The organism is Ensifer sp. ENS08 (genome assembly GCF_014852195.1).
In the GTDB taxonomy this organism is placed as follows: Bacteria; Pseudomonadota; Alphaproteobacteria; order Rhizobiales; family Rhizobiaceae; genus Ensifer; species Ensifer adhaerens.
The window spans coordinates 45,976-68,893 of the sequence record NZ_JACVBF010000012.1; the positions used below are offsets into that span (position 1 = coordinate 45,976).

The window sequence follows — 22,918 nt, forward strand, 5'->3', positions numbered from 1 at the left end:
TCTTTCCCTGAAGACTTGGGCTCCGTGTCGTACCAGTCGCGGAGCCTCTTTTTTGCCGCCGGCAATTTCAGTATTTGCGCCAAGCAATTCCCATGCCCCTTTCGCATCGCTGTCGTGAGGCAAATGCTAGGCTGCTAACCGGAATTCAACGAAATAGACCGATGACCATTCCCGGGCTCAAGCACTCACGTTAGGGTAGGGGCCAATGGTCGGACCGCTTCCCGCTCGGGACATCCGACCGGGATCGAAATGCGTTGATTTGAAGAGTTGGCTTATGAACACGACCTCCGACACCGATTTCCCCGTCCTCAATGCCGTTGAAGCCCGCGTTCTCGGATGCCTGATCGAGAAGAAGGAAACGACGCCCGACGTCTATCCGCTGACGCTCAATTCGGCGCATTCGGCTGCCAACCAGAAAACGGCGCGCGATCCCGTCATGGCGCTCGAGCAGGTCGAGATCCACCGCGCTCTCTCGTCTCTGGGGCAGAAAGGGTTGGTCCGGCAAGCATTTGCCTCGCGGGTCGAGCGCTACGAGCACCTCGCAGCCAACCGCTTCTCGCTGACGTCGCCGCAGATCGTCGTGCTCGGCCTGCTTCTTCTGCGCGGCCCGCAGACGGCCTACGAGCTTTGGGCGCGCAGCGAGCGCATGGCGCGGTTCTCGTCGATCGAGGAGCTGAAGGACAATCTGGATCTGATGATGGGCCGCCGGCCGCCGCTCATCGTTCAACTGAACCGGGGTGCCGGCCAGCGCGAAGACCGCTTCGCGCATCTCTTGTGTGGTGAAGTCGAGCAGCCTGCCGAAAGGGCGGCCGTGTCGTCGGCGCCGAGCGGTTCGGCCCTGTCGGCTCTCGAAGAACGACTGAAAGCGCTTGAGCGGAAGGTGGCGACGCTCGAGGAGCAGCTTGACGCCCTGACGCGCTGACAGCGCGGCGCCGGAAACAAACTGTCCCGGGCGCCATGTGCGCCCGGTGACATATTCGGATGCGCTCAGCTGGCGTCGACCAGCCGGCAGGCCGGCGCTTCCTTGGCGCGCGGATAGTCGTACGCACCGACCTTCGAGGTGGCATAACCGCCCCCGACGAGCGCCTCGGCAAGCTTCACGGCTGCCGTCACGCCGTCGATCACAGGCATGCCGGTACGCGCCTTCAGGCGGTCGCAGAGCTCAGACATACCGGCACAGCCGAGGATGATCGCTTCGGCGCCATCCTCCTGGCGTGCTTTCAGGATCTCCTGAACCAGCATCTCCTCGGTGTGGGCCAGATCCTCCTCCAGCGCCAGCACGGGCATGTCGACCGATCGCACCTTTCGGCAGCGATGGCCGGCACCGTAGGCCTCGGCGAGGTCCTCGATGATCGGCACGGAGCGGGGCAGGGTGGTGATGATCGTAAAGCGGGTCGCAATGTTCATCGCCACCTGCACGGCCGCCTGACAGATGCCGATGACCGGACCGCGAGCGATCTCGCGTGCAGCGCCAAGTCCGGGATCGTCGAAGCAGGCGATCACATAGGCATCGATGCCGCGCGCTTCGCCTTTGCGGATTTCCGCAAGCATCGCTGGCACAGCCATCGCTTCGTCGGCATGGCCTTCGATGCTGGCTGGGCTCGATGTCGGGTTGATCGATTCGAGCTGGGTGTCGGCTGCAGCGACGCGCTCGGCGCTGCGATGCGCCTGTTCGGTCATCGAGCGGGTGGAGTTCGGATTGATCAGCAGGATACGCATGGATCAGCTCGTCTTCCGCATGGCGTTTGCAAGGGGGGCATAGGCGGTAATGTCGGGCGTCGGCATGACGAACTGACGATCCGATGTGATGTAGTTGTTGGCGTGCAGCCGTGCGATCGGCTGGTATTGGGACGGGTCGACGTAGCGGCCTTCCTCGTCGAGGCAGTCCTTACGCACGTGCATATGCACGACCTCGCCGAGAACGATGACGCGGCGGTCATATTCGATCAGCCGCTCAACGCGGCATTCCATCGAGCAGGGTGACTCGACGATACGGCGGGCGCTGACCTTGAGGCCGTCAGCCGCCGTCAGTCCGGCGATTGCCACTTCGTCGACATCCGGCTCGAAGGACAGGCCGCAGACCAGCATCTGGTCGGCGATCGCCATGTCCACCATGTTGACGACGAACTCGTTGGTGCGCCGGATATTGGCGACCGTGTCCTTCTCTTCCCCGTTCGGGCGGGTCTGGATACCGAGAATGACGATCGGCGGGTCGTGCGAGAAGACATTGAAAAAGCTCATCGGCGCGGCATTGTCCTGTCCGCTCGGCGAGAGCGTCGAGACCAGCGCGATCGGTCGCGGACCGATGAAGTTCGTCAGCAGGCGGTAACGGTCCTGGGCCGGCAGTTCTGTGAAATCGAAGTCCATCGGAGCTCTCAATTGGCGCCGCGGCCCGGTCTATTTGCCGGTCGCACGGTCGTGTTTAAGCGGTTGCCATTGCACATCAAGTTGCGGTACACAATATTGTCTACAATTTTGTAGTCAATATCTAACTGCAGCGGATGGAATTGACTTTGAGCGCCGCACGGCGAGAGTAAGCGAACGGCTAAGGGAGATTTCATGTATAACGCGGACGAAGTCGCCGGTGCTCCGACGGCGATCATTTGCGAGAAGATCTGGCTTGCGATTGCAGAGCGTCGGCTACGGCCGGGAACGCGATTGAAAGAAGAACAACTTGCCGAAATATTCTCCGTCAGCAGGGCTCGCATCCGCCAGGCACTGACCGCGCTCGAGCGCGATGGCCTGGTGACGATCATGCCGAACCGGGGCGCCTTCGTCTCCGAGCCTTCGGTAGACGAGGCACGCGATGTCTTCGTTGCCCGCAGGGCGATCGAACAGCGGGTCGTCGAGCGGCTTTGCGAGCGCGCCAATCCCAAGGATATCGTCCGGTTGCGCGCCCATATCGAAGAGGAGCGCATTGCCGGCCGATCCGGCAATCTCTCTGATATCGTTCGGCTTTCCGGTGGTTTCCACCTGTTGCTCGCGGAGCTTTCGGGGTCTGCCTTCCTCTTCGGTATCCTGCGCGACCTCGTGTCCCGGACATCCCTGATCACCGCAATGTACCGGTCGAACCACCTGCACAATTGCGGACCGGACGAACATCTGGCCGTGGTCGAGTACATCGCGTCACGCGACGTCGCGAGCGCGATCAAGGAAATGGCCGAGCACCTGAACCACGTCGAAGCGGAGCTGGACCTGGACGAGGAGAAAGACCAGCCCCGCGATCTTCGCACCGCATTGCTTTGATGCGGCGCGCGCGACCCATTGCACCGCACTTTAGAGGAGGCGGTGCCTGCAAGCAGACTGAAGGAAGATATGACCAACCGTAGTTACTATGCGCCGCATGGCGGCAACCCGCCCCAAACCCAACTCCTTTCGGATCGCGCGGTCTTCACGGAAGCCTATGCGGTGATTCCGAAGGGGACGATGATGGACATCGTCACCAGCTATTTGCCGTTCTGGGACAAGACCCGGCTGTGGATACTGTCCCGGCCGCTCTCCGGTTTTGCTGAAACATTTTCACAATATATCATGGAAATCGCTCCGGGCGGCGGCAGCGACCGGCCGGAACTCGACGAAGGCGCCGAGGGCGCGATCTTCGTCGTCGAGGGCGAATTGACCATCACGCTCGACGGGAAGGCGCATAAGATGCAGCCGGGCGGCTTCGCCTTCATTCCGCCGGCGAGCAACTGGACCGTTCGCAACGGAAGTGAAGCGATCGTTCGCTTCCACTGGGTGCGCAAGGCTTACGAGTACGTCGATGGCCTGCCCACGCCGGAGGCCTTCTTCACCAACGAGGCCGAAATCACCCCGTCGCCGATGCCGGGCACGGAAGGCAAGTGGGCAACGACCCGCTTCGTCGACCCGACGGACCTGCGCCACGACATGCACATGACGATCGTCACCTTCGAGCCCGGCGCGATCATTCCCTTTGCCGAGACGCACGTGATGGAACACGGCCTTTATGTGCTCGAAGGCAAGGCCGTCTACCGGCTCAATCAGGACTGGGTCGAGGTCGAGGCCGGCGATTACATGTGGCTGCGCGCTTTCTGCCCGCAGGCCTGCTATGCTGGCGGTCCGGGCAAGTTCCGCTACCTGCTATACAAGGACGTGAACCGCCACATGAAGCTGAAATCACGCTGAGTAGTTCACCTTAGGCCAAGAAAAACCGCGCATTCCAGGGATTGCGCGGTTTTTCTTTTTTTCCGCCAGATAAAGCCGTTTCCAGATCCTGGCTCTCAACGCTTCGCCGTTTGCCAACCGTGGACCGGACTATCAGTCCACCAGTTGCGGATCGGCCGGCTGCAGGCTGCGCGGCTGGAGACGCCTGAGCGTGTTGCCGGTCGGGTTCTTGTCGAGGTGGAGCACGCGGGTAAAGAAGTCGCTGCCGCGTTCGGTGCGTCCGATGTTGACGATCGCAACACCTTGAAGCTCGTCGTCCATGAACTTCAGCACGCGCTGGTAGGCGTCGTCCTCAAGGGTATCGAGCGCTTCGTCGATGATCAGCCAGCGCGGCTTGTGCAGGCTGAGCCTAGCGATGGCGAGGAGGCGCTGCTCGGCCTCGCTGAGGTTCATCTGCTTTCGCGCATCCTGGTCGAGCCGGCCGCTCAGCCGACCAAGGCCGACCTTCGAGAGAACGGCGGCGAGTTCGCCCTTGCTGTAGGTATCGGGCGGGCTCGGATAGGCGAGCACTTCTCCAAGCGTGCCCGGCGGGAAATAGGGAGACTTCGGCACAAAGGCGAGGCCGTCGTCGACCGGCAGTGCAATGCGGCCGTGCCCCCAGGGCCAGAGCCCGGCGATCGCGCGGAAGAACGGCGCCTTTTCGACCTCAGGCGCGCCGGTGACGAGCACGCGTTCGCCCGGATCAATGGTGACGCTCGGCTCGCGAAGCTGGATGCAGCCGGTCGGCGAGACGATTTCGATGTTGTCGAAGCTCATCTGCGGCGTATCGGAGGTCCTGAAGTCGATGCGCTTGTCGCCCTCATGCCGTTCGTCGGTCATCAAGAGCGCCGAGCGGAAGGCGGCGACGCGCAGCAATGTGGCGCGCCAGTCGGCGATCGCGCCGATATTATCGACGAACCAGCGCAGCGACGCATGCACCTGATTGAAGGCGCCGACGGCCATCATCAACCCACCGAAGCTGAGGTCGCCGGCGAAATAGACTGGTGCGGCAATGACGATCGGTGCGACGACGGTGATCCAGCCATAGCCGCCGGTCACCCAGGTGAGCCGCGTAACCGCACGCAGCAGGCCGTAGCTGATCTCGAGCACCGAGGCGAGGTCGCGCTGCAGCCGCTTTTTCTCATTGGCCTCGCCTGATGAAAGCGAAACGGCCTCGATATGTTCGTTGACGCGCATCAGCGAGAAGCGCAGCGCCGCCTCCCGGGCATAGTGTTCGCCATTGAGCGCCACCAGAGGCCGGCCGACGAGCCAGCTCAGCCAGGAGGCGGTGCCCGCATAGAGGATCGCGGCCCAGACCATGTAGCCGGGAATGTCGAAGGAATAGCTCGCGACATGGAAGACGAAACCGTCGGACAGTGACCACAGCACGCCGATAAAGCTCACCAGCAGAATACCGGATTGGAAGAGGCCGATCGAAAGTCCGGCCGAGAGATCGGTCAGGTGGCGCGCGTCCTCATGGATGCGCTGGTCCGGGTTGATGCCGATGGCGCCGGCATTCGCCAGCCGGAACGCGCGCGTCGGGCGCATCCATTCGGTGATCAGGTCCTGGGTCAGGCCTTCGCGCAAGCGCAGCTTGATGACCTGGCCGAGCCAGGTTTGCAAAACATTGAGAACGAGGAGCACGCCGGCGATCTGGGCGAAGACGACGAGCTGATGGAGAAAGGCCGGAAGGTCGCGTCGCTCGAGCGTGTCGTAGAACGGCTTGTACCATCGGTTGAGGATGATCTGACCAAAGGCTGTCACAACGATGACAACGATGATGCTTATGCTCAGCCAGATGATCTTGTTGCGCAGTGGCGAGGCCATGAAGGCCCGATGCATCATCCGCAATTGATCACCGAGGGATTGTTCGTCGCTGGGTTCTATCCGGCCGCTATTTTTGCCGTTCGTCCGGTTCGACATCGGTGCGAATCTCTCCTTCCCGGTCTCCTCGAGTAGAATATAGCCTGCCTTACCCTCTCTCCCTAGCGCGGATTGTCTGCGCCCACATGTAACCGCGGTCACAGGGCGGATCGTAAAAACCGTGACAATGCGGCACACTGCCCGAATTGCGGCGGGAAAGTTGAATTGCAACCCTCCGCAGAGGGTTCATAGTTTCGTGAGCGAGGTCGGAACACGGCACCGAGGGAGGAGCCTGCATGTCGGCGCATCTCGATCAAATCCGCGATCAGCAAAGAGAGACCTGGGACCGCTTCTCCGCCGGCTGGAAGAAGTGGGACGCACTGGTGCTTGGATGGCTCGCCCCCTTCGGCGAGGCAATGATCCGGCAGGCGGCCATCAAGGACGGCGACCGGGTGCTTGACGTCGCTGCGGGAACTGGAGAACCAGGCCTGACGGTGGCGGCGTCGATACCGAAGGGCCGCGTGACTGTCACCGACCTTTCAGAGCGCATGTTGCAGGTGGCGACGGAGAACGCCAGGCATCGCGGTCTTACGAATTTCGAAACGAGGGCCTGCGACGCTGGCGCCTTGCCGTTTCCGGAAGCAACATTCGACGCCGTCCTCTGCCGGTTCGGTTTCATGTTTTTTCCCGACGTTGCAGCGGCAGCCCAACAGTTGACGAGGGTCGCAAAGCCCCAGTCGCGTGTATGCGCTGCCGTGTGGGGTGCACCGGAAAAGAACGCCTGGGCAACGACGATCATGGCGACGATCGCCCGGCACGTCGACATGCCGAAGCCTCCGGCCGGCGCGCCCGGCCTGTTTCGCTGCGCGTCTGCAGGCCTGATGAAGGCCGTTTTCGAGGATGCGGGATTGCACGACATCCACGAGGAGGAGGTCACCACCACGATGGTCCACGAGACCCCGGAGGACTACTGGGCCTTCATGACCGAGATCGCCGCACCCGTCGTCGCCGGACTGGCACAGGCGGATGATCAGACGCGCAACCGCATCCGCAGCGAGGTTCTCGATCTGGCAGGCCAGGCGATCCGGGCGGGCAAGGTGGAACTGTGCGCGACGGCAACGATCGTCGCCGGCACGCGACCATAGCAGAAGGGAACGACGGGGAGGGGAGGTTTCCATGGACAAGCGATCGGCAGCGTCCAGCAGGGTGGAGGAAACGCTCGACCCGCAAGACTGGGCTGAATTGCGGGCTCTGTCGCATCGCATCGTCGACGATGCGATAGACTATCTCAGCCAGGTCCGGGAACGGCCGGTATGGCGCAACATGCCCGATATGGTGCGGGAGAGCTTTTCTGCCCCGCTTCCCAGGACACCAAAGCCGCTCGAAGAGATCTACGCGTCGGTCGCGGAAAACGTGCTCGGCTATCCCATGGGCAACATCCACCCCCGCTTCTGGGCCTGGTACATGGGGTCGGGAAACTTCACCGGGGCGCTTGGCGAATTTCTTGCTGCCGTCCAGGGGTCGAACGTCGGCGGCGGCAACCATGCCGCCGCACTCATGGACCAACAGGTCGTCAATTGGTGCAAGGAAATGCTGGGGTTTCCGACGACGGCCAGCGGCACGCTCGTCAGCGGCGGCTCGGTCGCCAACATTGTCGGCCTGACGGTTGCCCGCAACGTCAAAGCCGGGATCGATGTGCGTGCGCGTGGCATCGGCGATCGGCCGCTCTGCTTCTACGGTTCGGACCAGAGCCACAGTTGCCATCGCAAGGCGGTGGAACTGTTCGGCCTCGGCGACCGCGCCCTCCGGCGCGTTGCGACGGATGCCGAGTTGCGCATCGATATCGCGGCCTTGCGCCGTGCGATCGAGCAGGATCGCGCGTCCGGTCGGCTGCCCATCTGCATCATCGCCAATGCCGGAACGGTGAATACCGGCGCCATCGATGACATCCAGGCTCTCGCCGATCTGGCTGCAGAGTTTGGCCTCTGGCTCCACGTCGACGGCTGTATCGGCGCTCTGCTCCGGATCGCGCCCGAGAATGCCTGGCGTGTCGCAGGCATCGAAAGGGCAGATTCCATCGCGCTGGACCCGCATAAATGGCTGCATGCGCCCTTCGAGGCAGGCTGCGTCCTCGTTCGCGATGCGGCCGCGCACCGCGGCACCTTCGCCGTTACGCCGGAATATCTGGAGTCAACCGTGCGGGGTCTCGCTTCGGCGCCCTGGCTCTATGACTATGGCCTGCAGACGTCGCGTGGTTTTCGTGCCCTGAAAATCTGGGTGTCGCTGATGGAGCACGGCATCGAGAAGTTTGGCCGCCTCGTCGACCAGAATGTTGCTCAAGGCCATTATCTGAGCGGCCTCGTCGAGGCAGAGCCCCAACTCGAACTCGTGGCGCCGACCAACATCAACATCGTCTGCTTCCGTTACCATCCGGAGGAAATGACGCCTGAGCGATTGAAGGCAGTGAACACGGAAATCATGCTGCGGCTTCAGGACGAGGGGACCGCCGTCATCTCCGACACGACGGTACACGGCGAGCATTGCCTGCGCGTGGCAGTCAACAATCACCGGACGCGACGGGAGGACCTGGACCTGTTTGTGCGCGAAGTTGTGAGACTCGGACGGGAGATTGTCGCAGGCGGCGGCATCGGCTGACACATAGTTCTGCGAGGCTCCAAGCGTCACCGGGTTGCGGCCGGTTCTTGCGCCGGCAGGGTTTCTGGCGCCGGCGCGGCTTGGAGCACGCGAACCATCTCAGCGATCGCGGCTTCCCGCTGCGGATCCTTGCCGGCCGCATAGGCAAGCGGAAAGGCCATCTGCACATCCGCGCGATGCCCACCCCCTCAAGCCTCAGCTCGTCGCCGATGACCGCATCCGAAACCGCCACTTCCAAGAGGCTGTCGTCCGGTAGCACATACGCACGCACGGCCGGCAAGCAAAGCACCGGCCATCCGCTCGCCGACCAGCGAGATCGCATGCTGCCGCAGCGTGTCTCTCCAACTTTTTGTTCTCACTGGGTACTGACGCGGCGTCGCCAGTCTGTTTGCCTGGCTGCAATGAAAGCTGAAAAACGACACCGCTAAGGTTTAATGTTGGCTACCGAAGGCACTACCCGGAGGTCCCGCAAATGGCGGGCCAAAATCGTGGCGGCGAATGCAGCGCCCCGGCTGTTGAAATGTCCGTCCGGCCCATAAAAGGTTTCTGGTTGGAGTTCTTTCTCGAGTGCTGACGTTAGATCGATTACGTCTACCCCTGCCGCGGAAGCGCTTCCCAGAACCCGAGTTCGCAGCGGTTCATACGCGTGCGCCGCGGACAGAGGTCCGATATATCGGTCGAGCTGCGGCACATAGACCAATGTGAATGACCCGCTCCAGCCCATCGCGATGGTCTTTGCTCTCCGGAGGGCTTCGCCAAACTCGGGAATCGCGGGCGTCGCTTTCGGAAAGATTAGGCCCAGTCGGGTGAAAGTTTGCTGCAGCGCGATGAAATTCCGAAGGATCTCAGTTTTTGTAAACAGGTCGGCGGCTGTTACTGGCCGGCTATTGATATCGTCCATCATCGACTTAGCGCGCTGCATCATCTCGTTCGCGGTTGAAGGCGTTCCAAAATCGGCGCTTTCGACGAGAGCCGGAAGCAGCCAGGGCCGCCCTAGTTCGGCTTGGAGGTTTTCCCAGTCATTGCCCTCAAAAAAGACCATAAAAACGTGGCGTGGTTTGAACATCGGGCCAAACCGCCCCAGCGTCGCCAGCTCTGTCAGCGGTCCGTTACCGCGAATTCCCATGCCGATGGCATGAACGCCTTTTCGGCGCAGCTGCGACACCATGTTTTCTTCCGGACGCAAACAAAAGCCCTCAACGAAAGAATCACCTAGCAACATCGATTCTAAATGCGTTGTCTCATACAGTGCATCTGGATTATTGAAGCCGTACCGATCGGCGCGGTAACTAACAATACTATCCGGTCCAGAGCAAAGCACGACCTGCGTCTTCGGGAAGCCTGACAGAATCGCTTCGCGCAATTTGGTTGCGCCGGATAGCTGGTTGAGCTGTGCGAGCGTGAATCCTCGGACCATGTCTTCCCGTTGCGCCATCGCCTCGCTTTGCTGCTGTGATAGCTGCCCGAGCATCGATAGACGAACCGGTATGGAGCGCAGGGTGAGCAGCGCCTCGAAGAGAAAAAGCCCCATCAGGACACTTAAGCCGTAGATACCCACGCCGGTTGCCACCCTTGGGGGAGCACGGAGTCCCACACAAAGGACGGTCAGCGCGAATGCCGTAGGGACGAGAACGTATCGCACGAGGAGGGGGCCGGTGGAGGCATACTCATCGAAATGCCAAACCGCGTAGACTGGGCTCAGCAGCCAATAGGATGCAAGTGCCCCACATAAGATCGCCGAAGTTTTTCTAGAACCCATCGCGCTAACGTCCGATTGGATAATTCTTTTAAATTTTCAGGTAACTCACTAAAGTCGTGTAGATATTTATTTACATATACTGCTCCCGAGCTTCTCTGACGAAGCGCCAGCGTGCGCCCCATTTCTCCAGGAGGAGTGAGCTATTAATACAGATTAGTTCCCTGGGAGATCCACTTTCTGCGCCAAACGGCGATGGATTCCGTTGTAAACCTCTATCCATCTATCGAGTTACGTGCTTGTCAGCGTCGGGAATGCGAGATGCGTATAGTCGCGTTTCAGGATTTTGACGAAAGCCTTCGACATACCGCTTGATTGAGGGCTGGCGACCGGCGTGAAGTGTGGGACCAGATTGAGGGCCTGAGCAGACGCCTTTGTTTCCCTTGCTGTGTAGGCAGATATTCGATGGAATGTGGAGCCATGCCTGCCACCGAAGCGTTTCTCGACTGCTTCCAACATAGCGGGCGTCAGAACCCGAGATCCGGCGTTGGCGACCGCCGCCCACGCGATGATCTGCCCATCAAACGCGTCAGTGGTGAACCGAGGCAGTCCGCAGGTGAACACCAGGCCATTGGACGGCGACGTCAAGTTGCGATCTCGAAGCTGCGCGCAATGATGAATGTGCTGATCTACTTTGGCCCTTCCCTTGACCTTCGTTTCCTTACGCATTCCATAGCCTGCCACAGTTCGAACAGGGGAATAGCTTGTGCTGCCGGGGGCCGGATTTATACCGTGGACGCGAATAGGTGACCGATGTCGACATGCGTGGCCTCTGTAACATCGATATTTACTTAAATAAGATTATATCGTGGGTTGCACGAGTCAAGGTGGTCGACGGACGTCGATGAATTGGAGGAAATCTCGGTGAATCCGTAGCGGGATGGTTTGAACAGAGCGACAGGCCATCCAAAGAGCGACCGAATTTTCCGCAATTGAGGGCACCGAGTTCTTGTCTGTGCTCTCAACAGAACAAGCGACCTCTTGGCGATGTCGATCTCGCATGCGCACTCCGCGCGGACTTCAACACTGGGCTCCCTGCAAGCGAGCATCAAGCGTCTAGCCGAAGACGGGGACGGCGCAGAATTTCGGTTTTGCGTCCGGCTGAGTGTTCTCGCGCCGCCAACGCGACGGTGTCCCATAGCGAAAGGATATGCTCGGCATCGTAGCGCCGGGCATTGGCTTCGGCTTTGGCGGAAAGGTGGGAGCGCAACGTCTCGTCGCCCATCAGGTTGGAGAGGGCTTCGGCCAGGGCGTTGATGTCGCCGTTTTCGACGAGGATGCCGTCGTCGCCGTTGGCGATCATGTCGGTCGGGCCCCATTCGCAGGCGAAGGAGACGACGGGAAGGCCTGCGGCCATGGCTTCGAGCAGGGCGATGCCCCAGCCTTCGTAGCGGGATGACAGGACAAAGAGGTCGGCGGTTTCGACCCAGAGGCCGGGTTTTGCGGTGACGCCGGGCATTTCCACCCGATCGGCCAACCCGAGCGCGTCACGCTGGGTTTCCAGCGCTTTTCTCGCCTCGCCTTCGCCCCAGATGACGAGCTTCCATTCGGGGTGGTCGCTGGCCACCTTGGCGAAGGCTTCGAGCAGCAGATCGAAGCCCTTTTGCTCAGTCAGGCGCCCGACGGCGGTGAGCACATTGTTGCCGCGCTTCTTTTGCCAGCCGTCGGGCAGATTGATCGCATTGGCGATCACGCAGCCGGAGCGGCGCACATTCGGCGGGAAATAATCCAGTGCGCCTTTGGTCATGGTCACCAGCGCAAAAGCGCGCGGGTAGAGGCGAAGCTGCAGCCATTTCCATAAGGGGCCAAAGGGCTGCACCGCGGGGTTGTTGCGCTCGGACACGATCACCGGAAGCCTGAGGCCTCGTGTTGCGAGCAGCGTCAACACGTTCGTGCGCGTCAGGAAGCTCAGCACGAAGTCGGGACGGGTGCGGCTGATCGTCGAGCGCAGTCGGTAGAGCCGCCTTGCCACCAGCCAGGCGGCCCGCAGCTTGCCGGCCTTCTGAACCGGCACGTCAAGCCGCTCGATGGTGACGCGCGGATCGAGCCTGTAATAGGGTTCGGAGGTCGGCGCTTCGAGCGTAATCACCGTGACGGTGCAGCCGAGACAGGCCCAGTGGCTGGCAACGAGACTGACGACGTGCTCGGTGCCGCCGGCGCCGAGTGCAGGAACAATAATGGTTATGCGCGCGCCTGCGAGGTCCGCCACTCCGAGTCCTGCACTTTCGCTACTCTCAGCTCGTTTCAGTTATATTATGGCGTCCTTAAATTCGGCGCAATCGCTCTTTCGGAGCATTCAGACTGTCTCTTCCGCGGCCAAGAATATGCCGCCAGGGTAGGAGGTCTGGTTGTAGTAACGCCAAAAATCGCCGGGCTATTGAACGGAAAGCGCGGATTGACCTGGTAGCACAGCGCCCGCATTTGCACAGTCAGCGTCGCTCGCGTAGTTCGAAATTCGCCAGAAGCGCGATGTAGAGAAAAGCCCATCCGTGAAACAGCGCTGTGCAATAGATGACGTTGTAGCTAACGTTGGTCCAGACAGTCCCGATCTGGTCGCCATGCTCAATCAGCCCATGACTGAGGAAATCGACGCCGGCGTTGATCGCTCCGGCGCCGAGCGACAGGGCGGAGCCGAGCAGAAGCTTGAAGAGGATAGACTGGTCACGGAAGCGAAAGAGCACCGCCGCCATCGCATAGGACATGAGTGTTCCGCTCAGCATTAGGATGAGCGTGATCGGCAAGATCGCTATTGGGTCGTATCCGAGGGAAGCCCAGAGCGTGTTGCTGATGACGAACTGCATCAACTGGTAAAGGAACCCAAGGAAGAGCGTTGCCCGTCGAAGGCTTGCGGTATACTCCGCCCCTCTAGGTGAAACCGTGTCATTTTCTCGTGCCATGTGGGTATTATCCTTCAGGTCCATACGGTTGTCGACTGCCGCTTGTCGACGAAATCAAGCCGTTTGTAGCAAGCCGAATTCTCGCTTTCTGCGGGCGAAGGACGTCTGCTTTGCCGACGAGCCGGCCTTGAGTTGTCCAGAGATGCCTTCAAGATGTGCTTCTTCGGATGCGAAGTACGAGAGACCGCGATCCCTGGTCGACGGGCCGATACATAGATCTTTACGCGAGTAACTGTCCGGCAGCCCCTGCTTCGTTACCGCAATCTGGCGCGCGTTCGACAGGAGGTTAGCGACCAGAACTGCTTCGCAGCGGGATTCGACGGTAAATGCAGTCGATAAGTGGTCCCACAAACATCCGCTATGTCCGCCCTCAGCGCTATGCGCTGATCGCTAGACTGGGCGTTCGCGCATGGCGACGCCTCGCGCGTCGCCTGTTGAAATGATGTCGCGCAGTGCGGTAAAATAAGCTACACCTAATATATCGTAGCGCTGGTATCAGTTTGAATCATGAGACCTGACATTGTGGCAATTGGCGCGCCTGCTGGAGGGGTAGAAGGCGTCACGGATCTCGTTGGGCGACTGCCGGAAAACCTGTCGGCGGCCGTCCTAGTGGTTCTTCACCGCTCGCCATTCCCCGATAGCTTTCTGCCAGAGACTTTGAGGCGGGTGGCCCATTTGCGTGTTGTTGTTCCAATCGAGGGAGCTCCCCTTGAGATAGGGGCATGCTTCGTCGGACCGCCGGACAAGCTCCTGACCGTCGGGTCCGGACCCCGCACGCACCTCCTCGCCGACGGATATTACCGAGGGTACACGATAGATGCGCTCTTTACGTCACTCGCCCATAGCGCCGGGAGACGGGTAATTGGTGTAACCCTTACAGGGCTGTTGAAGGATGGAAGGCTAGGACTGAGGGCCATTAAGGAGGCTGGCGGCACGGTGGTAGTGGAGGAGCCTAAAGCGACCGAGATCCCGGAAATCCACTTTGGTGCGTTTAAGAGCGAAATCGATTTCACTGGAACGGTTCCCGCAATTGCTGATTTTATTTGCGAACGGGTACGATCGGGCCGACAAAGCCCACGTGGGTTATGAAGTAGATCGCCTAGATCAGATTGAGAGCATCTAGGATGGAGGCATCGGGACGGATGCGGACCTGCGCATCAATATTGATGCCTTGCGCGGCGCGATCGCCAATGCCGGGACGGTGAACACGCGCGCCATTTCGATGACAGTCAAGCTCTCGCCGATCTGGCGACCGAGCAAGACCTCTGGCTCCACGTCGACGGCTGTTTCGGCGCCCTGTTTCGGATTGCGTCTGAGTTTGCCTGGCGCGTCGCAGGCATCGAAAGGGCAGATTCTGTCGCGCTCGATCCGCACAATTGGTTGTATGCCCCCTTCGAGGCGAGCTGCGTTCTCGTTCGAGATGCGGCCGCGCCCCGCGGCACCTTCGCCGTTACGCCCTGGACCTGTTAGTGAATGAAGTTGTCAGGCCCGGGCGGGAGATCGTCTCAGGCGGCGGCATCGGCTGACGCTATAGTCCTGCGGGGCGTCACCGGGTTGCGGCCGGTTCTTGCGCCGGCGCGGTTTCGGGCGCCGACGTGGCTTGGAGAACGCGAACCATCTCAGCGATCGCGGCTTCCCGCTGCGGATCCTTGCCGGCCGCATAGGCAAGCGGAAAGGCCATCTGCACATCCGGCGCGATGCCCACCCCCTCAAGCCTTAGCTTGTCGCCGATGACCGCATCCGAAACCGCCACTTCCAAGAGGCTGTCGTCCGGTAGCAAATAGGCACGACCGGCAAGCAGAGCACCGGCCGTCCGCTCGCCGACGAGCGTGATCCCGTGTTGCCGCAGCGTGTAGGCAAAGAGTTCGAGGCCGCTGCGGGTTCCGTTGTCGATCAGCGCGACCACAGGCTTTTGCCAGCGGAAATTGGCAAGCGTGGCTTCGCCCCGGCGTGGAATCAGCCGGAACGTCGGCGTACCACCGACCAGAAACTCGGCTGCGTCTGCCGGCCCGCCGCCCCAGCGTCCGCGCAGGTCGACGACGAGGCCTTCCGCATCCTTCAAGCGGCCGCTCGAAAGCGCCTCGGCGACGAGATTGAGCCCGTTTCGCGTGGAAAGGGTCCAGAGCCGCACATAGCCGACCTTCCGGCCGCCGGTCTCGACCAGTGCGATGCTCTCTTCGATCGCGCGCTCGAACATTTGAAGTGGTCGTAAGCTTTCGACCGGAACCTGCAGCGACAATGGCTCCGCATCGCGGTGGCGGCGGAGCCGAAGTTCGACCGTGCGGCCGACCTTGTCTTCGAAGGATCCGATCTCATGATAAGCCTGCCCGTCGACCGAAAGGATCTGGTCGCCAACGAGGAGGCCCGCCTTCTTTGCAGCCGATCCGTCATAAACATCGCTGACGAACCGCTGCCCATTCTTAACCGTCGTCACCATGCCGATGCCGGGATAGCGCGCGGCGCCATCCGGCGGAAAAAGACGCCGCATATCGTCACGGATGGCGAAGCGAAAAATGTCGGCGAGCTCGAAATAGTCGATCGTGTCGGCTTTGAAACGTCCGGTATGGGAAACCCCGAGACTTGCAAGGACGGACGCGATCGCCGCATCGACGCGGGAAGACGCGCTCGTCCTGGATAGTGCCGCAACGGGATCCGTGATCTCGGCCTGGGCGGTGGTATTGAAACGGTCGAGCGCCTTGCCGTCATAGAAGTTCGCGTTCACGAGTTCGATCACCCGGTCGAATGTCGGCTCGCCGGAGCGTGGCAGCTCCGCGGCCCACGCCATAGCGGCCGTCGACATGACGAGGCTGGCGATCAACGCTGTACACCTTAGTCTCGGCCGCATGGTCGTTGCTCCGGTTTCGCGCCGCCGATTATCGACAAAAGCGCGCGCACCTGCCGGCAAAATCGCGTGATCACGCCGTGATCCCCGCCCGGCACCCCGATCTGCCGAACCCACTGCGGCCAAACCTTTCAAGTTCGTGTCAGGTTAGGGTGGCTTGTGTGTTGCATCGATCGCTCCGGGGACAGAGGCGATTGCCCTCTCCTTTGGCGTGCTCCGGAAAAGAAAGGAAAGTGCGAATGGTTGGCAAGGCCCCGCATCTACACGTGCACGACAACAGCCACCGCCGGGACGAGGTTTTCGCCGCACCGGACCAGAATGTCGGCGACTTCGCCTTCAATGCAACCGTGGCCGCCGTCTTCGACGACATGGTCAGCCGATCGGTTCCCTACTACGGCGAAATCCAGCGGATGGTTTGCGAACTCGCCAGCGACTTTGCCGAAGCCGATACCAACCTCTACGACATCGGTTGCTCGACCGCGACGACGCTGCTCGGGCTCGACGCCATGGTTGATCCCGCCGTGCGCTTCGTCGGCATCGACAACGCTCCCGACATGATCGAGAAGGCGAAGGAAAAGATCGTCCAGGCAAATTCCAACCGGGCGATTGATCTCAGGGGCGGCGACCTGCACCACGGCATCGAAATCCACAATGCCAGCGTCGTCCTGATGCTTCTGACCTTGCAGTTCGTGCGCCCCCTCTACCGCGAGCGCGTCATGCGCTCGATCTATGACGGCCTCAACGAGCGCGGCGCTCTGCTGCTCGTCGAGAAGCTGACCAGCGAAGACTCGACGTTCAACCGCTTGTTCATCGAGCACTACTACGACTACAAGCGCCGCAACGGCTATTCCGAGATCGAGATCGCCAGGAAGCGCGAGGCGCTTGAAAACGTGCTCATTCCGTACCGCCTGGAGGAAAATTTCCAGCTGCTGAAGGAAGTGGGTTTCCGCAGCGTCGAGGTCTTTTTCCGCTGGTATAATTTCTGCGGCATTGTCGCGATCAAGTAGGACGGACCGACCATGATCGCGATCGGCAATTTTCTCTTCCGCTTCCGCAACCAGCTTTTTCCCGCGATCATCGTGGTGTTGTTCCTGCTGATGCCGCCGCCGGCGTTGGTCTTGGACAACCCGCTGCTGACGCTGGCCAAGGACGCGGTCGCGATCCTGGTCATTCTGGCAGGCCTCGCGCTTCGCGCGACGGTCGTCGGCTATAAGTACATCCAGCGTGGCGGCCTGAAAAAGAGGGTCTACGCCAAGGACCTGGTAACCGAGGGCATGTTCGGCGTTTGCCGGAACCCGCTCTATGTCGGCAACATGCTGCTCTACTGCGGCGTTTTCCTGCTGCACGGCAACCCGCTGCTCATCGTGATCGGCATCGGGCTCTTTGCCTTCATGTACCAATGCATTGTCTATGCGGAGGAGGCTTTTCTTCTTCGCACCTTCGGCGAAGCCTATCAGGTCTATTGCCGTGACGTGCCGCGCTGGGCGCTGCGCCTTTCAAACTTCAGCCAATCCACGGAAGGCATGGCGTTCAACATCAGACGTGTCGTCGGCAAGGACTATTCGACCGTCTCGGCGGCCATGATCGCGGTGCTCGCGACAGAGATGTACAAGCTCGCGACCTACGAGCCCTCAGGCCGGAATGTTGGCGTCCTGGCCGTTCTTGGCGGCGCGATGGCTCTGGTCGGGATCGCGACGGCGGTGATCAGCTACAAGAAGAGGCGCGGGGCCCTTCGCGATCCCGTCGCCTCCTGAAATCCTCCCATTCTTGCGCCCTGTATGCGGCGGCCGAGACGGGCAGCCTCACCGCATTTCGCCGCTTGGGCGCTCAAGGACTTGACGGCCATCCCCGATCGACCCTAGGCAAGGACGAACAAGTGTCCGGTGATATCTTGAGAGTCCTACTAGTCGAAGACGATCAGGTTCTGGGGGAGGCGCTGCGCGACCATGTCGCCGCCGCCGGCCACGCGGTCGATTGGTTCAAGCGCATCCTCGATGCGGTGGCGGCGACCGATACGGTAACCTACGGACTGCTCCTGCTCGATCTGCGATTGCCCGATGGCGAAGGGCTGACGCTCCTGCGCTCTCTCCGCGCGCGCGGCGATGGCACGCCCGTAATCATTCTGACGGCGCACGACCAGATATCCGACCGGATCGAGGGGCTCAACAGCGGGGCGGACGACTATCTGGTCAAGCCCTTCGATCTCAATGAACTGACGGCCCGCATGCTGGCCGTTTCCAGGCGCTATACGGGCAACGCGACGCCGACGGTCAAGCTGCCCGGCATCGAGATCGACCAGGTTCACCGCAAGATCGCCGTTAATGGTGACAGCCAGAGCCTGAGCGCTCGGGAATGGGCCGTTTTGGACAAGCTGGCCGCGCATCCCGGCGCCCTCGTGTCGAAGGCGCAGTTGCACGACGCGCTTTACGCCTTCGGTGCCGAGATCGAAAGCAATACGGTCGAGGTCTATATCAGCCGCCTGCGCAAGAAGATCGGGCCTGACCGGATCGAGACCGTGCGCGGCCTCGGCTACTGCCTCAGGTGATCGCATGTCCGACAAGAGGAGCATGACCCGCAGACTGGCCATTGCGCTCACCAGCGTCGTCGCCCTCTTTTGGTTTGTTGCGCTCGGGCTTGGCGTCTATGTGATGCAGGACGAGTTCACCGAAATCTTCGACAGCGGCGTGCAGGAAACCGCCGAACGATTGTTGCAGATCGTGGCTAACGAGACGACGAGGGACGCGCCCAGCGGCTTGGCCCAGGCGTCGGTTACGGCGCCCGCGCTCAATTCGCAATTCCTTACCTACCAGGTGCGCGACCGCGACGGCCGCGTGCTGTTTGAAGACGGCGCGCCGGAGCCCTTTGCGGTTCCCCTTGCGACCGGCTTCTCGCAGACCCCCACCCATCGGATCTACACGGCCGGAACGACTGACGGATCACTCTATGTGCAAGTTGCCGATGCGATCGAACATCGCACAGAAGCGCTCATGGAAGGCGGAACGGCGCTGCTTTTGCCGCTGCTCGTGCTGATACCGGGTAGCATCCTTGCGATCGTCTTCGTCGTTCGCAGCACGCTGTCGCCCGTGTCGCAGCTGCGCGACGATATCCTGACCAAGGACAGCGGTAATCTGGCGCCGATCGACGAGGCGACGCTGCCGCGCGAACTGCGGGCGATCGCGCGTTCCGTGAACCTGCTTCTGGCGCGGCTGAAGGCGGGCCTAGAGGCGGAGAGGGAATTCACCTCGAACAGCGCCCATGAGCTGCGGACCCCGATTGCCGGTGCGCTCGCGCAAACCCAACGGCTGGCGCGCGAGGTGCCGCCGGCATACCAACCGCGAACCGCCCAGATTGAACGTGCGCTCGTGCATCTGAGCCGGCTTGCCGAGAAGTTGCTGCAGATGTCGCGCGCCGAAGCGGAGATTGCCATTTCGGACGAGCAGCACGATCTGCTGCCGGTGTTGATGGTCGTGATGCAGGATCTGGAGCGATCCGCGCTCGGCGCCAACCGCCTGAACGTTCAGGTCGCCAAGGGCACCGTACTTGAACGGCCGATCCGCGTGGACGCCTTTGCGATCGTCTTGCGCAATCTTCTTGAAAACGCCCTGATCCACAGTCCGCCGGGCAGCCGGGTCGATCTCCATGTCGACCCAATGGGTATCCGCGTCACGAACGAAAGCGCTGTTGTCGCCGAGGACGTCCGCGCCAACCTGACCAAGCGCTTCGTCCGCGGGCCGACCGAGGCCTCCGGTTCCGGGCTCGGGCTTGCCATCGTTGAGCGGCTGGTCGCGCAGATGCAGGGCCAATTGCTCATCGCTTCGCCGGCGCGCGGCAAGACGCAGGGGTTTGAGGTCGAAGTCCGCCTTTGACGGCTGCAGGACCGGTCAATCCGGTCGCGTTTCCGTTCCTCGCAATCAAGGTCACGCGAGGAAAGGACGAACAAGCGGGACGCCTGTAACTGCGCCCCGCCTGCCTCTGGATCTTACTGCTGGTCGAGCGCGCGGCTGAGGCTCAGCGCCGCGATCGTGCAGATCGCACCCGAAATCAGGTAGCCGCCGATGAAGATGATGCCAAAGCTGCTGGCCAGCCCGAGTGCCACGAGCGGCGCGAAAGCGGCGCCGACGAGCCAGGCGAGGTCCGACGTCAGAGCGGCACCCGTGTAGCGATAGTACTGGGTGAAGCGCGAGGAGACGGCGCCTGAGGACTGGCCGAAGGAAAGGCCAAGGATGGCGAAGCCGATCAGGATGTAAGCGTCCTGGCCCTTGCCGCCGGCATCGAGCAGGAAGGGGGCCGAGAAGCTGAAGATCGCGATCAGGATCGCACCGATCATCAGCTGGTTGCGGCGACCGACCCGGTCGGCAATTACGCCCGAAAGCACGATGCCGATGGCGCCGACGACGGCACCTGCCACCTGAACCCACAGGAATTCAGCCGCCGACTGGCCGCCGTTGAGCGTCACCCAGCTCAAGGGGAAGATGGTGACGAGGTGGAACATTGCGAAGCTTGCGAGCGGCACGAAGGCGCCGAGCACGACGTCGATGCTGTGCTTGCTCAGCATCTCGAAGACCGGCCGCGCCTCAAGCTCCTTGGCTTCCATGGCGGCGCCGAACTCCTTGCTGGCGACGATGCGCAGGCGCGCGAAAAGCGCCACGACGTTGATCGCAAAGGCGACGAAGAACGGATAGCGCCAGCCCCAGGCGAGGAAATCTTCCTGCGAAAGGTTGCTGACGAAATAACCGAAGAGGATGCTCGCAAGCGCAAAGCCGATCGGCGCGCCGAGCTGCGGGATCATCGCGTACCAGCCGCGGTGATTCTGCGGCGCATTGAGGTTCAGCAGCGATGCGAGGCCGTCCCAGGCGCCGCCGAGCGCAAAGCCCTGGCCCAGCCGGAACAGCGCCAATAGCGCCACCGCCCAATATCCGATTGTGTCATAGCCGGGCAGGAAGGCGATTGACGCCGTCGAGCCACCGAGAATGACGAGCGCGATCGTCAGCTTCGTGCCGCGCCCGTAGTTGCGGTCGACCCACATGAAGACGAAGGAGCCAACCGGGCGGGCGAGGAAAGCGAGCGGGAACAGCGCGAAGGACATGAGCGTCGCGGTGACCGCATTGGGCGCGAACGGGAAAATCAGCTTCGGAAAAACGAGGATCGAGCCGAGGCCGTAGACGAAGAAGTCGAAGAATTCCGAGGTTCGTCCAATGACCACGCCGATGGCGATGCTGCCCGGGGACAGAGGCTTGTCGTCCTCGTGAATGCGACGTGCATCCCGCTCGAGACCAGACGATGTTGGGTTAGCGACCGAAACCATGAATTTCTCCGACGATCGAACGTCTTGTCGTTAGAGTGTTGACCAATTGGCGTCTGATATCAAGAATGCCGTGCACGTACCTGCGCACATGCCTCATTCGAGTTCGTGCCTAACGTTCGCTGGAACAGCCGGCATCGAACCGACAATATGCCTTTGCGCCCGTACAAACGCGCATAGAGCGATACGGTCGTCACTGCACTGCGGCAAAATGTTGCGCTGCGACGATGGACCTCACTTCCATGCCCGATCATGCCCGAGTAATGCCGACTAGACAAAACGCAAGTTGAGGCCGCAATGCCGAAGCCATACAGTTTAGCCGGACGATCGACGATTGCCGTCCTGTTGCTCTCCGTTCTCTCGGGATGCAACATGGTGGTCATGTCGCCTTCCGGTGATATCGCCGCGCAGCAGCGGGATCTGATCGTTATTTCGACGGTCCTGATGCTGTTGATCATCGTTCCCGTCCTTTTCCTGACGCTGTTCTTTGCCTGGCGCTATCGCCAGTCGAACACGGCCGCCAAGTATGATCCGGAATGGCACCATTCCACCGGCCTCGAAGTCATCATCTGGTCGGCGCCGCTCGCGATCATCATCGCGCTCGGCGCGATCACCTGGGTCAGCACCCACAAGCTCGACCCCTATCGACCGCTCGATCGGATCGATGCGGCGCGCCCGGTGACCGAAGAGATGAAGCCGATCACCGTCGAAGTCGTCGCGCTCGACTGGAAATGGCTGTTCTTCTATCCGGAATACGGTATTGCCACGGTCAACGAGATGGCGGCGCCGGTCGACGTGCCGATCAACTTCAAGATCACTGCCTCGTCGGTGATGAACTCGTTCTACGTTCCGGCGCTCGCCGGCATGATCTATGCCATGCCCGGCATGCAGACCAAGCTGCACGCCGTCATCAACAAGGCAGGCGAATACGAGGGCCTTTCGTCCAACTACAGCGGCGACGGCTTCTCGCACATGCGCTTCAAGTTCCACGGCGTGGACCAGGCGGGCTTTGACGCCTGGGTTGCCCGCGTCAAGCAGAACGGCACGATGCTCAATCGCGACGCCTACCTGAAGCTCGAAAAGCCGAGCGTGAAGGAGCCGGTGCGCTACTACGCTTCCGTCGAAAACGGCCTCTATGAAGCCGTTCTCAACATGTGCGTGCGCGAAGGCCAGATGTGCATGAAGGATATGATGCACATCGACATGATGGGCGGAGCCGGCGTCGAAAGCCATGAGAACCGCGCCAAACTCGAGCATGACAACCGCCATACGGGCGGAGTGACCGAAGCGGCCGCACCGGCCGCGACCTTCCCCGAAACCGGTAACCCCGCCAAGAGCGAGGAACCGGCCGAGGGCGTCAAGGAAGAGCAGCCCGCGGCTGAGCCCATGAACCACGACATGCACAAGACGCACTAGGACTTTCGCGCGCTCGCCGGCTTTGA

Annotated in this window: 19 protein-coding genes and 2 pseudogenes; 11 read left to right on the plus strand and 10 right to left on the minus strand. The window is 61.3% G+C overall.

What is annotated here, in order from left to right; all coding sequences use genetic code 11:
* The first annotated feature begins 274 nt into the window (after nt 1-274).
* Nucleotides 275-922 (plus strand): DUF480 domain-containing protein, encoded by a 648-nt coding sequence (locus IB272_RS22795; protein ID WP_192445100.1) that lies wholly within the window; start codon nt 275-277, stop codon nt 920-922.
* Between the two features lie 65 nt (nt 923-987).
* Here the strand turns inward: IB272_RS22795 and IB272_RS22800 are convergent, their stop codons facing one another.
* Nucleotides 988-1,719, minus strand: coding sequence for an aspartate/glutamate racemase family protein (locus IB272_RS22800; RefSeq protein WP_060521103.1), 732 nt, complete (start codon nt 1,717-1,719; stop codon nt 988-990).
* 3 nt (nt 1,720-1,722) lie between these two features.
* Nucleotides 1,723-2,367, minus strand: a complete 645-nt coding sequence (locus tag IB272_RS22805) for a flavin reductase family protein (protein WP_192445102.1) — start codon at nt 2,365-2,367, stop codon at nt 1,723-1,725.
* 192 nt (nt 2,368-2,559) lie between these two features.
* Here IB272_RS22805 and IB272_RS22810 point away from each other — a divergent pair, with 192 nt between their 5' ends.
* Both IB272_RS22810 and IB272_RS22815 read left to right on the plus strand, forming a co-directional pair.
* Nucleotides 2,560-3,246, plus strand: coding sequence for a GntR family transcriptional regulator (locus IB272_RS22810; RefSeq protein WP_060521105.1), 687 nt, complete (start codon nt 2,560-2,562; stop codon nt 3,244-3,246).
* A gap of 69 nt (nt 3,247-3,315) precedes the next feature.
* Entirely contained in the window at nt 3,316-4,143 is an 828-nt protein-coding gene (locus tag IB272_RS22815; RefSeq protein ID WP_110819110.1) for a bifunctional allantoicase/(S)-ureidoglycine aminohydrolase, read from the plus strand.
* A 132-nt stretch (nt 4,144-4,275) separates the two neighbouring features.
* On the opposite strand, the gene IB272_RS22820 is transcribed toward IB272_RS22815, so the two are convergent.
* The gene (locus IB272_RS22820; protein WP_034797910.1) at nt 4,276-6,084 is read right to left on the minus strand and encodes an ABC transporter ATP-binding protein/permease; all 1,809 of its coding nucleotides are present in this window, start codon (nt 6,082-6,084) and stop codon (nt 4,276-4,278) included.
* A 236-nt stretch (nt 6,085-6,320) separates the two neighbouring features.
* Here IB272_RS22820 and IB272_RS22825 point away from each other — a divergent pair, with 236 nt between their 5' ends.
* Together IB272_RS22825 and IB272_RS22830 are read left to right on the plus strand one after the other, a co-directional pair.
* Nucleotides 6,321-7,169, plus strand: coding sequence for a methyltransferase domain-containing protein (locus tag IB272_RS22825; RefSeq protein ID WP_113080008.1), 849 nt, complete (start codon nt 6,321-6,323; stop codon nt 7,167-7,169).
* Nucleotides 7,170-7,200: 31 nt separating this feature from the next.
* Nucleotides 7,201-8,679 (plus strand): aspartate aminotransferase family protein, encoded by a 1,479-nt coding sequence (locus IB272_RS22830; RefSeq protein ID WP_192445104.1) that lies wholly within the window; start codon nt 7,201-7,203, stop codon nt 8,677-8,679.
* Between the two features lie 26 nt (nt 8,680-8,705).
* On the opposite strand, the pseudogene IB272_RS34995 reads toward IB272_RS22830, so the two are convergent.
* The 5 genes and pseudogenes from IB272_RS34995 to IB272_RS22850 form a co-directional block, all read right to left on the minus strand.
* A pseudogene (locus tag IB272_RS34995) lies at nt 8,706-9,011 on the minus strand (hypothetical protein); the annotation flags it as partial.
* Between the two features lie 92 nt (nt 9,012-9,103).
* A complete protein-coding gene (locus IB272_RS22835; RefSeq protein WP_348646622.1) occupies nt 9,104-10,237 on the minus strand; it encodes an SGNH/GDSL hydrolase family protein in 1,134 nt (377 codons plus the stop codon).
* Nucleotides 10,238-10,702: 465 nt separating this feature from the next.
* Nucleotides 10,703-10,966 (minus strand): annotated as a pseudogene (locus IB272_RS35000) (IS3 family transposase); the annotation flags it as partial.
* Between the two features lie 517 nt (nt 10,967-11,483).
* Nucleotides 11,484-12,683, minus strand: a complete 1,200-nt coding sequence (locus IB272_RS22845) for a glycosyltransferase family 4 protein (protein ID WP_089044820.1) — start codon at nt 12,681-12,683, stop codon at nt 11,484-11,486.
* Between the two features lie 181 nt (nt 12,684-12,864).
* Nucleotides 12,865-13,332 (minus strand): hypothetical protein, encoded by a 468-nt coding sequence (locus tag IB272_RS22850; RefSeq protein WP_162728869.1) that lies wholly within the window; start codon nt 13,330-13,332, stop codon nt 12,865-12,867.
* 1,245 nt (nt 13,333-14,577) lie between these two features.
* Between IB272_RS22850 and IB272_RS22860 the strand changes: the two genes are divergently transcribed.
* On the plus strand, nt 14,578-14,802 hold the full coding sequence (locus IB272_RS22860; RefSeq protein WP_348646806.1) for a pyridoxal-dependent decarboxylase: 225 nt from the start codon (nt 14,578-14,580) through the stop codon (nt 14,800-14,802).
* 76 nt (nt 14,803-14,878) lie between these two features.
* Here the strand turns inward: IB272_RS22860 and IB272_RS22865 are convergent, their stop codons facing one another.
* Nucleotides 14,879-16,132 carry a S41 family peptidase gene (locus IB272_RS22865; RefSeq protein ID WP_246802639.1) on the minus strand — a complete coding sequence of 418 codons (1,254 nt, stop codon included), beginning with the start codon at nt 16,130-16,132 and terminating at the stop codon, nt 14,879-14,881.
* 281 nt (nt 16,133-16,413) lie between these two features.
* Between IB272_RS22865 and cmoA the strand changes: the two genes are divergently transcribed.
* The 4 genes from cmoA (at nt 16,414) to IB272_RS22885 (ending at nt 20,040) form a co-directional block, all read left to right on the plus strand.
* A complete protein-coding gene (gene cmoA / locus IB272_RS22870) occupies nt 16,414-17,181 on the plus strand; it encodes a carboxy-S-adenosyl-L-methionine synthase CmoA (RefSeq protein WP_034790738.1) in 768 nt (255 codons plus the stop codon).
* Between the two features lie 12 nt (nt 17,182-17,193).
* Nucleotides 17,194-17,928, plus strand: coding sequence for an isoprenylcysteine carboxylmethyltransferase family protein (locus tag IB272_RS22875; RefSeq protein WP_192445108.1), 735 nt, complete (start codon nt 17,194-17,196; stop codon nt 17,926-17,928).
* A 137-nt stretch (nt 17,929-18,065) separates the two neighbouring features.
* Nucleotides 18,066-18,719 (plus strand): response regulator transcription factor, encoded by a 654-nt coding sequence (locus IB272_RS22880; protein ID WP_060610856.1) that lies wholly within the window; start codon nt 18,066-18,068, stop codon nt 18,717-18,719.
* A 4-nt stretch (nt 18,720-18,723) separates the two neighbouring features.
* A complete protein-coding gene (locus IB272_RS22885) occupies nt 18,724-20,040 on the plus strand; it encodes an ATP-binding protein (RefSeq protein WP_060521112.1) in 1,317 nt (438 codons plus the stop codon).
* 113 nt (nt 20,041-20,153) lie between these two features.
* On the opposite strand, the gene IB272_RS22890 is transcribed toward IB272_RS22885, so the two are convergent.
* The gene (locus tag IB272_RS22890) at nt 20,154-21,479 is read right to left on the minus strand and encodes an MFS transporter (RefSeq protein ID WP_034790732.1); all 1,326 of its coding nucleotides are present in this window, start codon (nt 21,477-21,479) and stop codon (nt 20,154-20,156) included.
* A gap of 294 nt (nt 21,480-21,773) precedes the next feature.
* Between IB272_RS22890 and cyoA the strand changes: the two genes are divergently transcribed.
* Complete coding sequence (gene cyoA / locus IB272_RS22895) at nt 21,774-22,892, plus strand: ubiquinol oxidase subunit II (RefSeq protein WP_034790699.1); 1,119 nt, start codon at nt 21,774-21,776, stop codon at nt 22,890-22,892.
* Nucleotides 22,893-22,918 lie beyond the last annotated feature (26 nt).

Excerpts from the sequence above, each read along its gene's own strand:
- IB272_RS22815 (WP_110819110.1), top strand. The coding sequence starts at position 3,316 with ATGACCAACCGTAGTTACTATGCGCCGCATGGCGGCAACCCGCCCCAA.
- IB272_RS22820 (WP_034797910.1), bottom strand. The coding sequence starts at position 6,084 with ATGTCGAACCGGACGAACGGCAAAAATAGCGGCCGGATAGAACCCAGC.
- IB272_RS22830 (WP_192445104.1), top strand. The coding sequence starts at position 7,201 with ATGGACAAGCGATCGGCAGCGTCCAGCAGGGTGGAGGAAACGCTCGAC.
- IB272_RS22890 (WP_034790732.1), bottom strand. The coding sequence starts at position 21,479 with ATGGTTTCGGTCGCTAACCCAACATCGTCTGGTCTCGAGCGGGATGCA.
- IB272_RS22865 (WP_246802639.1), bottom strand. The coding sequence starts at position 16,132 with ATGTCGACGGCCGCTATGGCGTGGGCCGCGGAGCTGCCACGCTCCGGC.
- IB272_RS22875 (WP_192445108.1), top strand. The coding sequence starts at position 17,194 with ATGATCGCGATCGGCAATTTTCTCTTCCGCTTCCGCAACCAGCTTTTT.
- IB272_RS22805 (WP_192445102.1), bottom strand. The coding sequence starts at position 2,367 with ATGGACTTCGATTTCACAGAACTGCCGGCCCAGGACCGTTACCGCCTG.
- IB272_RS22810 (WP_060521105.1), top strand. The coding sequence starts at position 2,560 with ATGTATAACGCGGACGAAGTCGCCGGTGCTCCGACGGCGATCATTTGC.
- IB272_RS22825 (WP_113080008.1), top strand. The coding sequence starts at position 6,321 with ATGTCGGCGCATCTCGATCAAATCCGCGATCAGCAAAGAGAGACCTGG.
- IB272_RS22885 (WP_060521112.1), top strand. The coding sequence starts at position 18,724 with ATGTCCGACAAGAGGAGCATGACCCGCAGACTGGCCATTGCGCTCACC.
- IB272_RS22795 (WP_192445100.1), top strand. The coding sequence starts at position 275 with ATGAACACGACCTCCGACACCGATTTCCCCGTCCTCAATGCCGTTGAA.
- cyoA (WP_034790699.1), top strand. The coding sequence starts at position 21,774 with ATGCCGAAGCCATACAGTTTAGCCGGACGATCGACGATTGCCGTCCTG.
- IB272_RS22800 (WP_060521103.1), bottom strand. The coding sequence starts at position 1,719 with ATGCGTATCCTGCTGATCAATCCGAACTCCACCCGCTCGATGACCGAA.
- IB272_RS22850 (WP_162728869.1), bottom strand. The coding sequence starts at position 13,332 with ATGGCACGAGAAAATGACACGGTTTCACCTAGAGGGGCGGAGTATACC.
- cmoA (WP_034790738.1), top strand. The coding sequence starts at position 16,414 with ATGGTTGGCAAGGCCCCGCATCTACACGTGCACGACAACAGCCACCGC.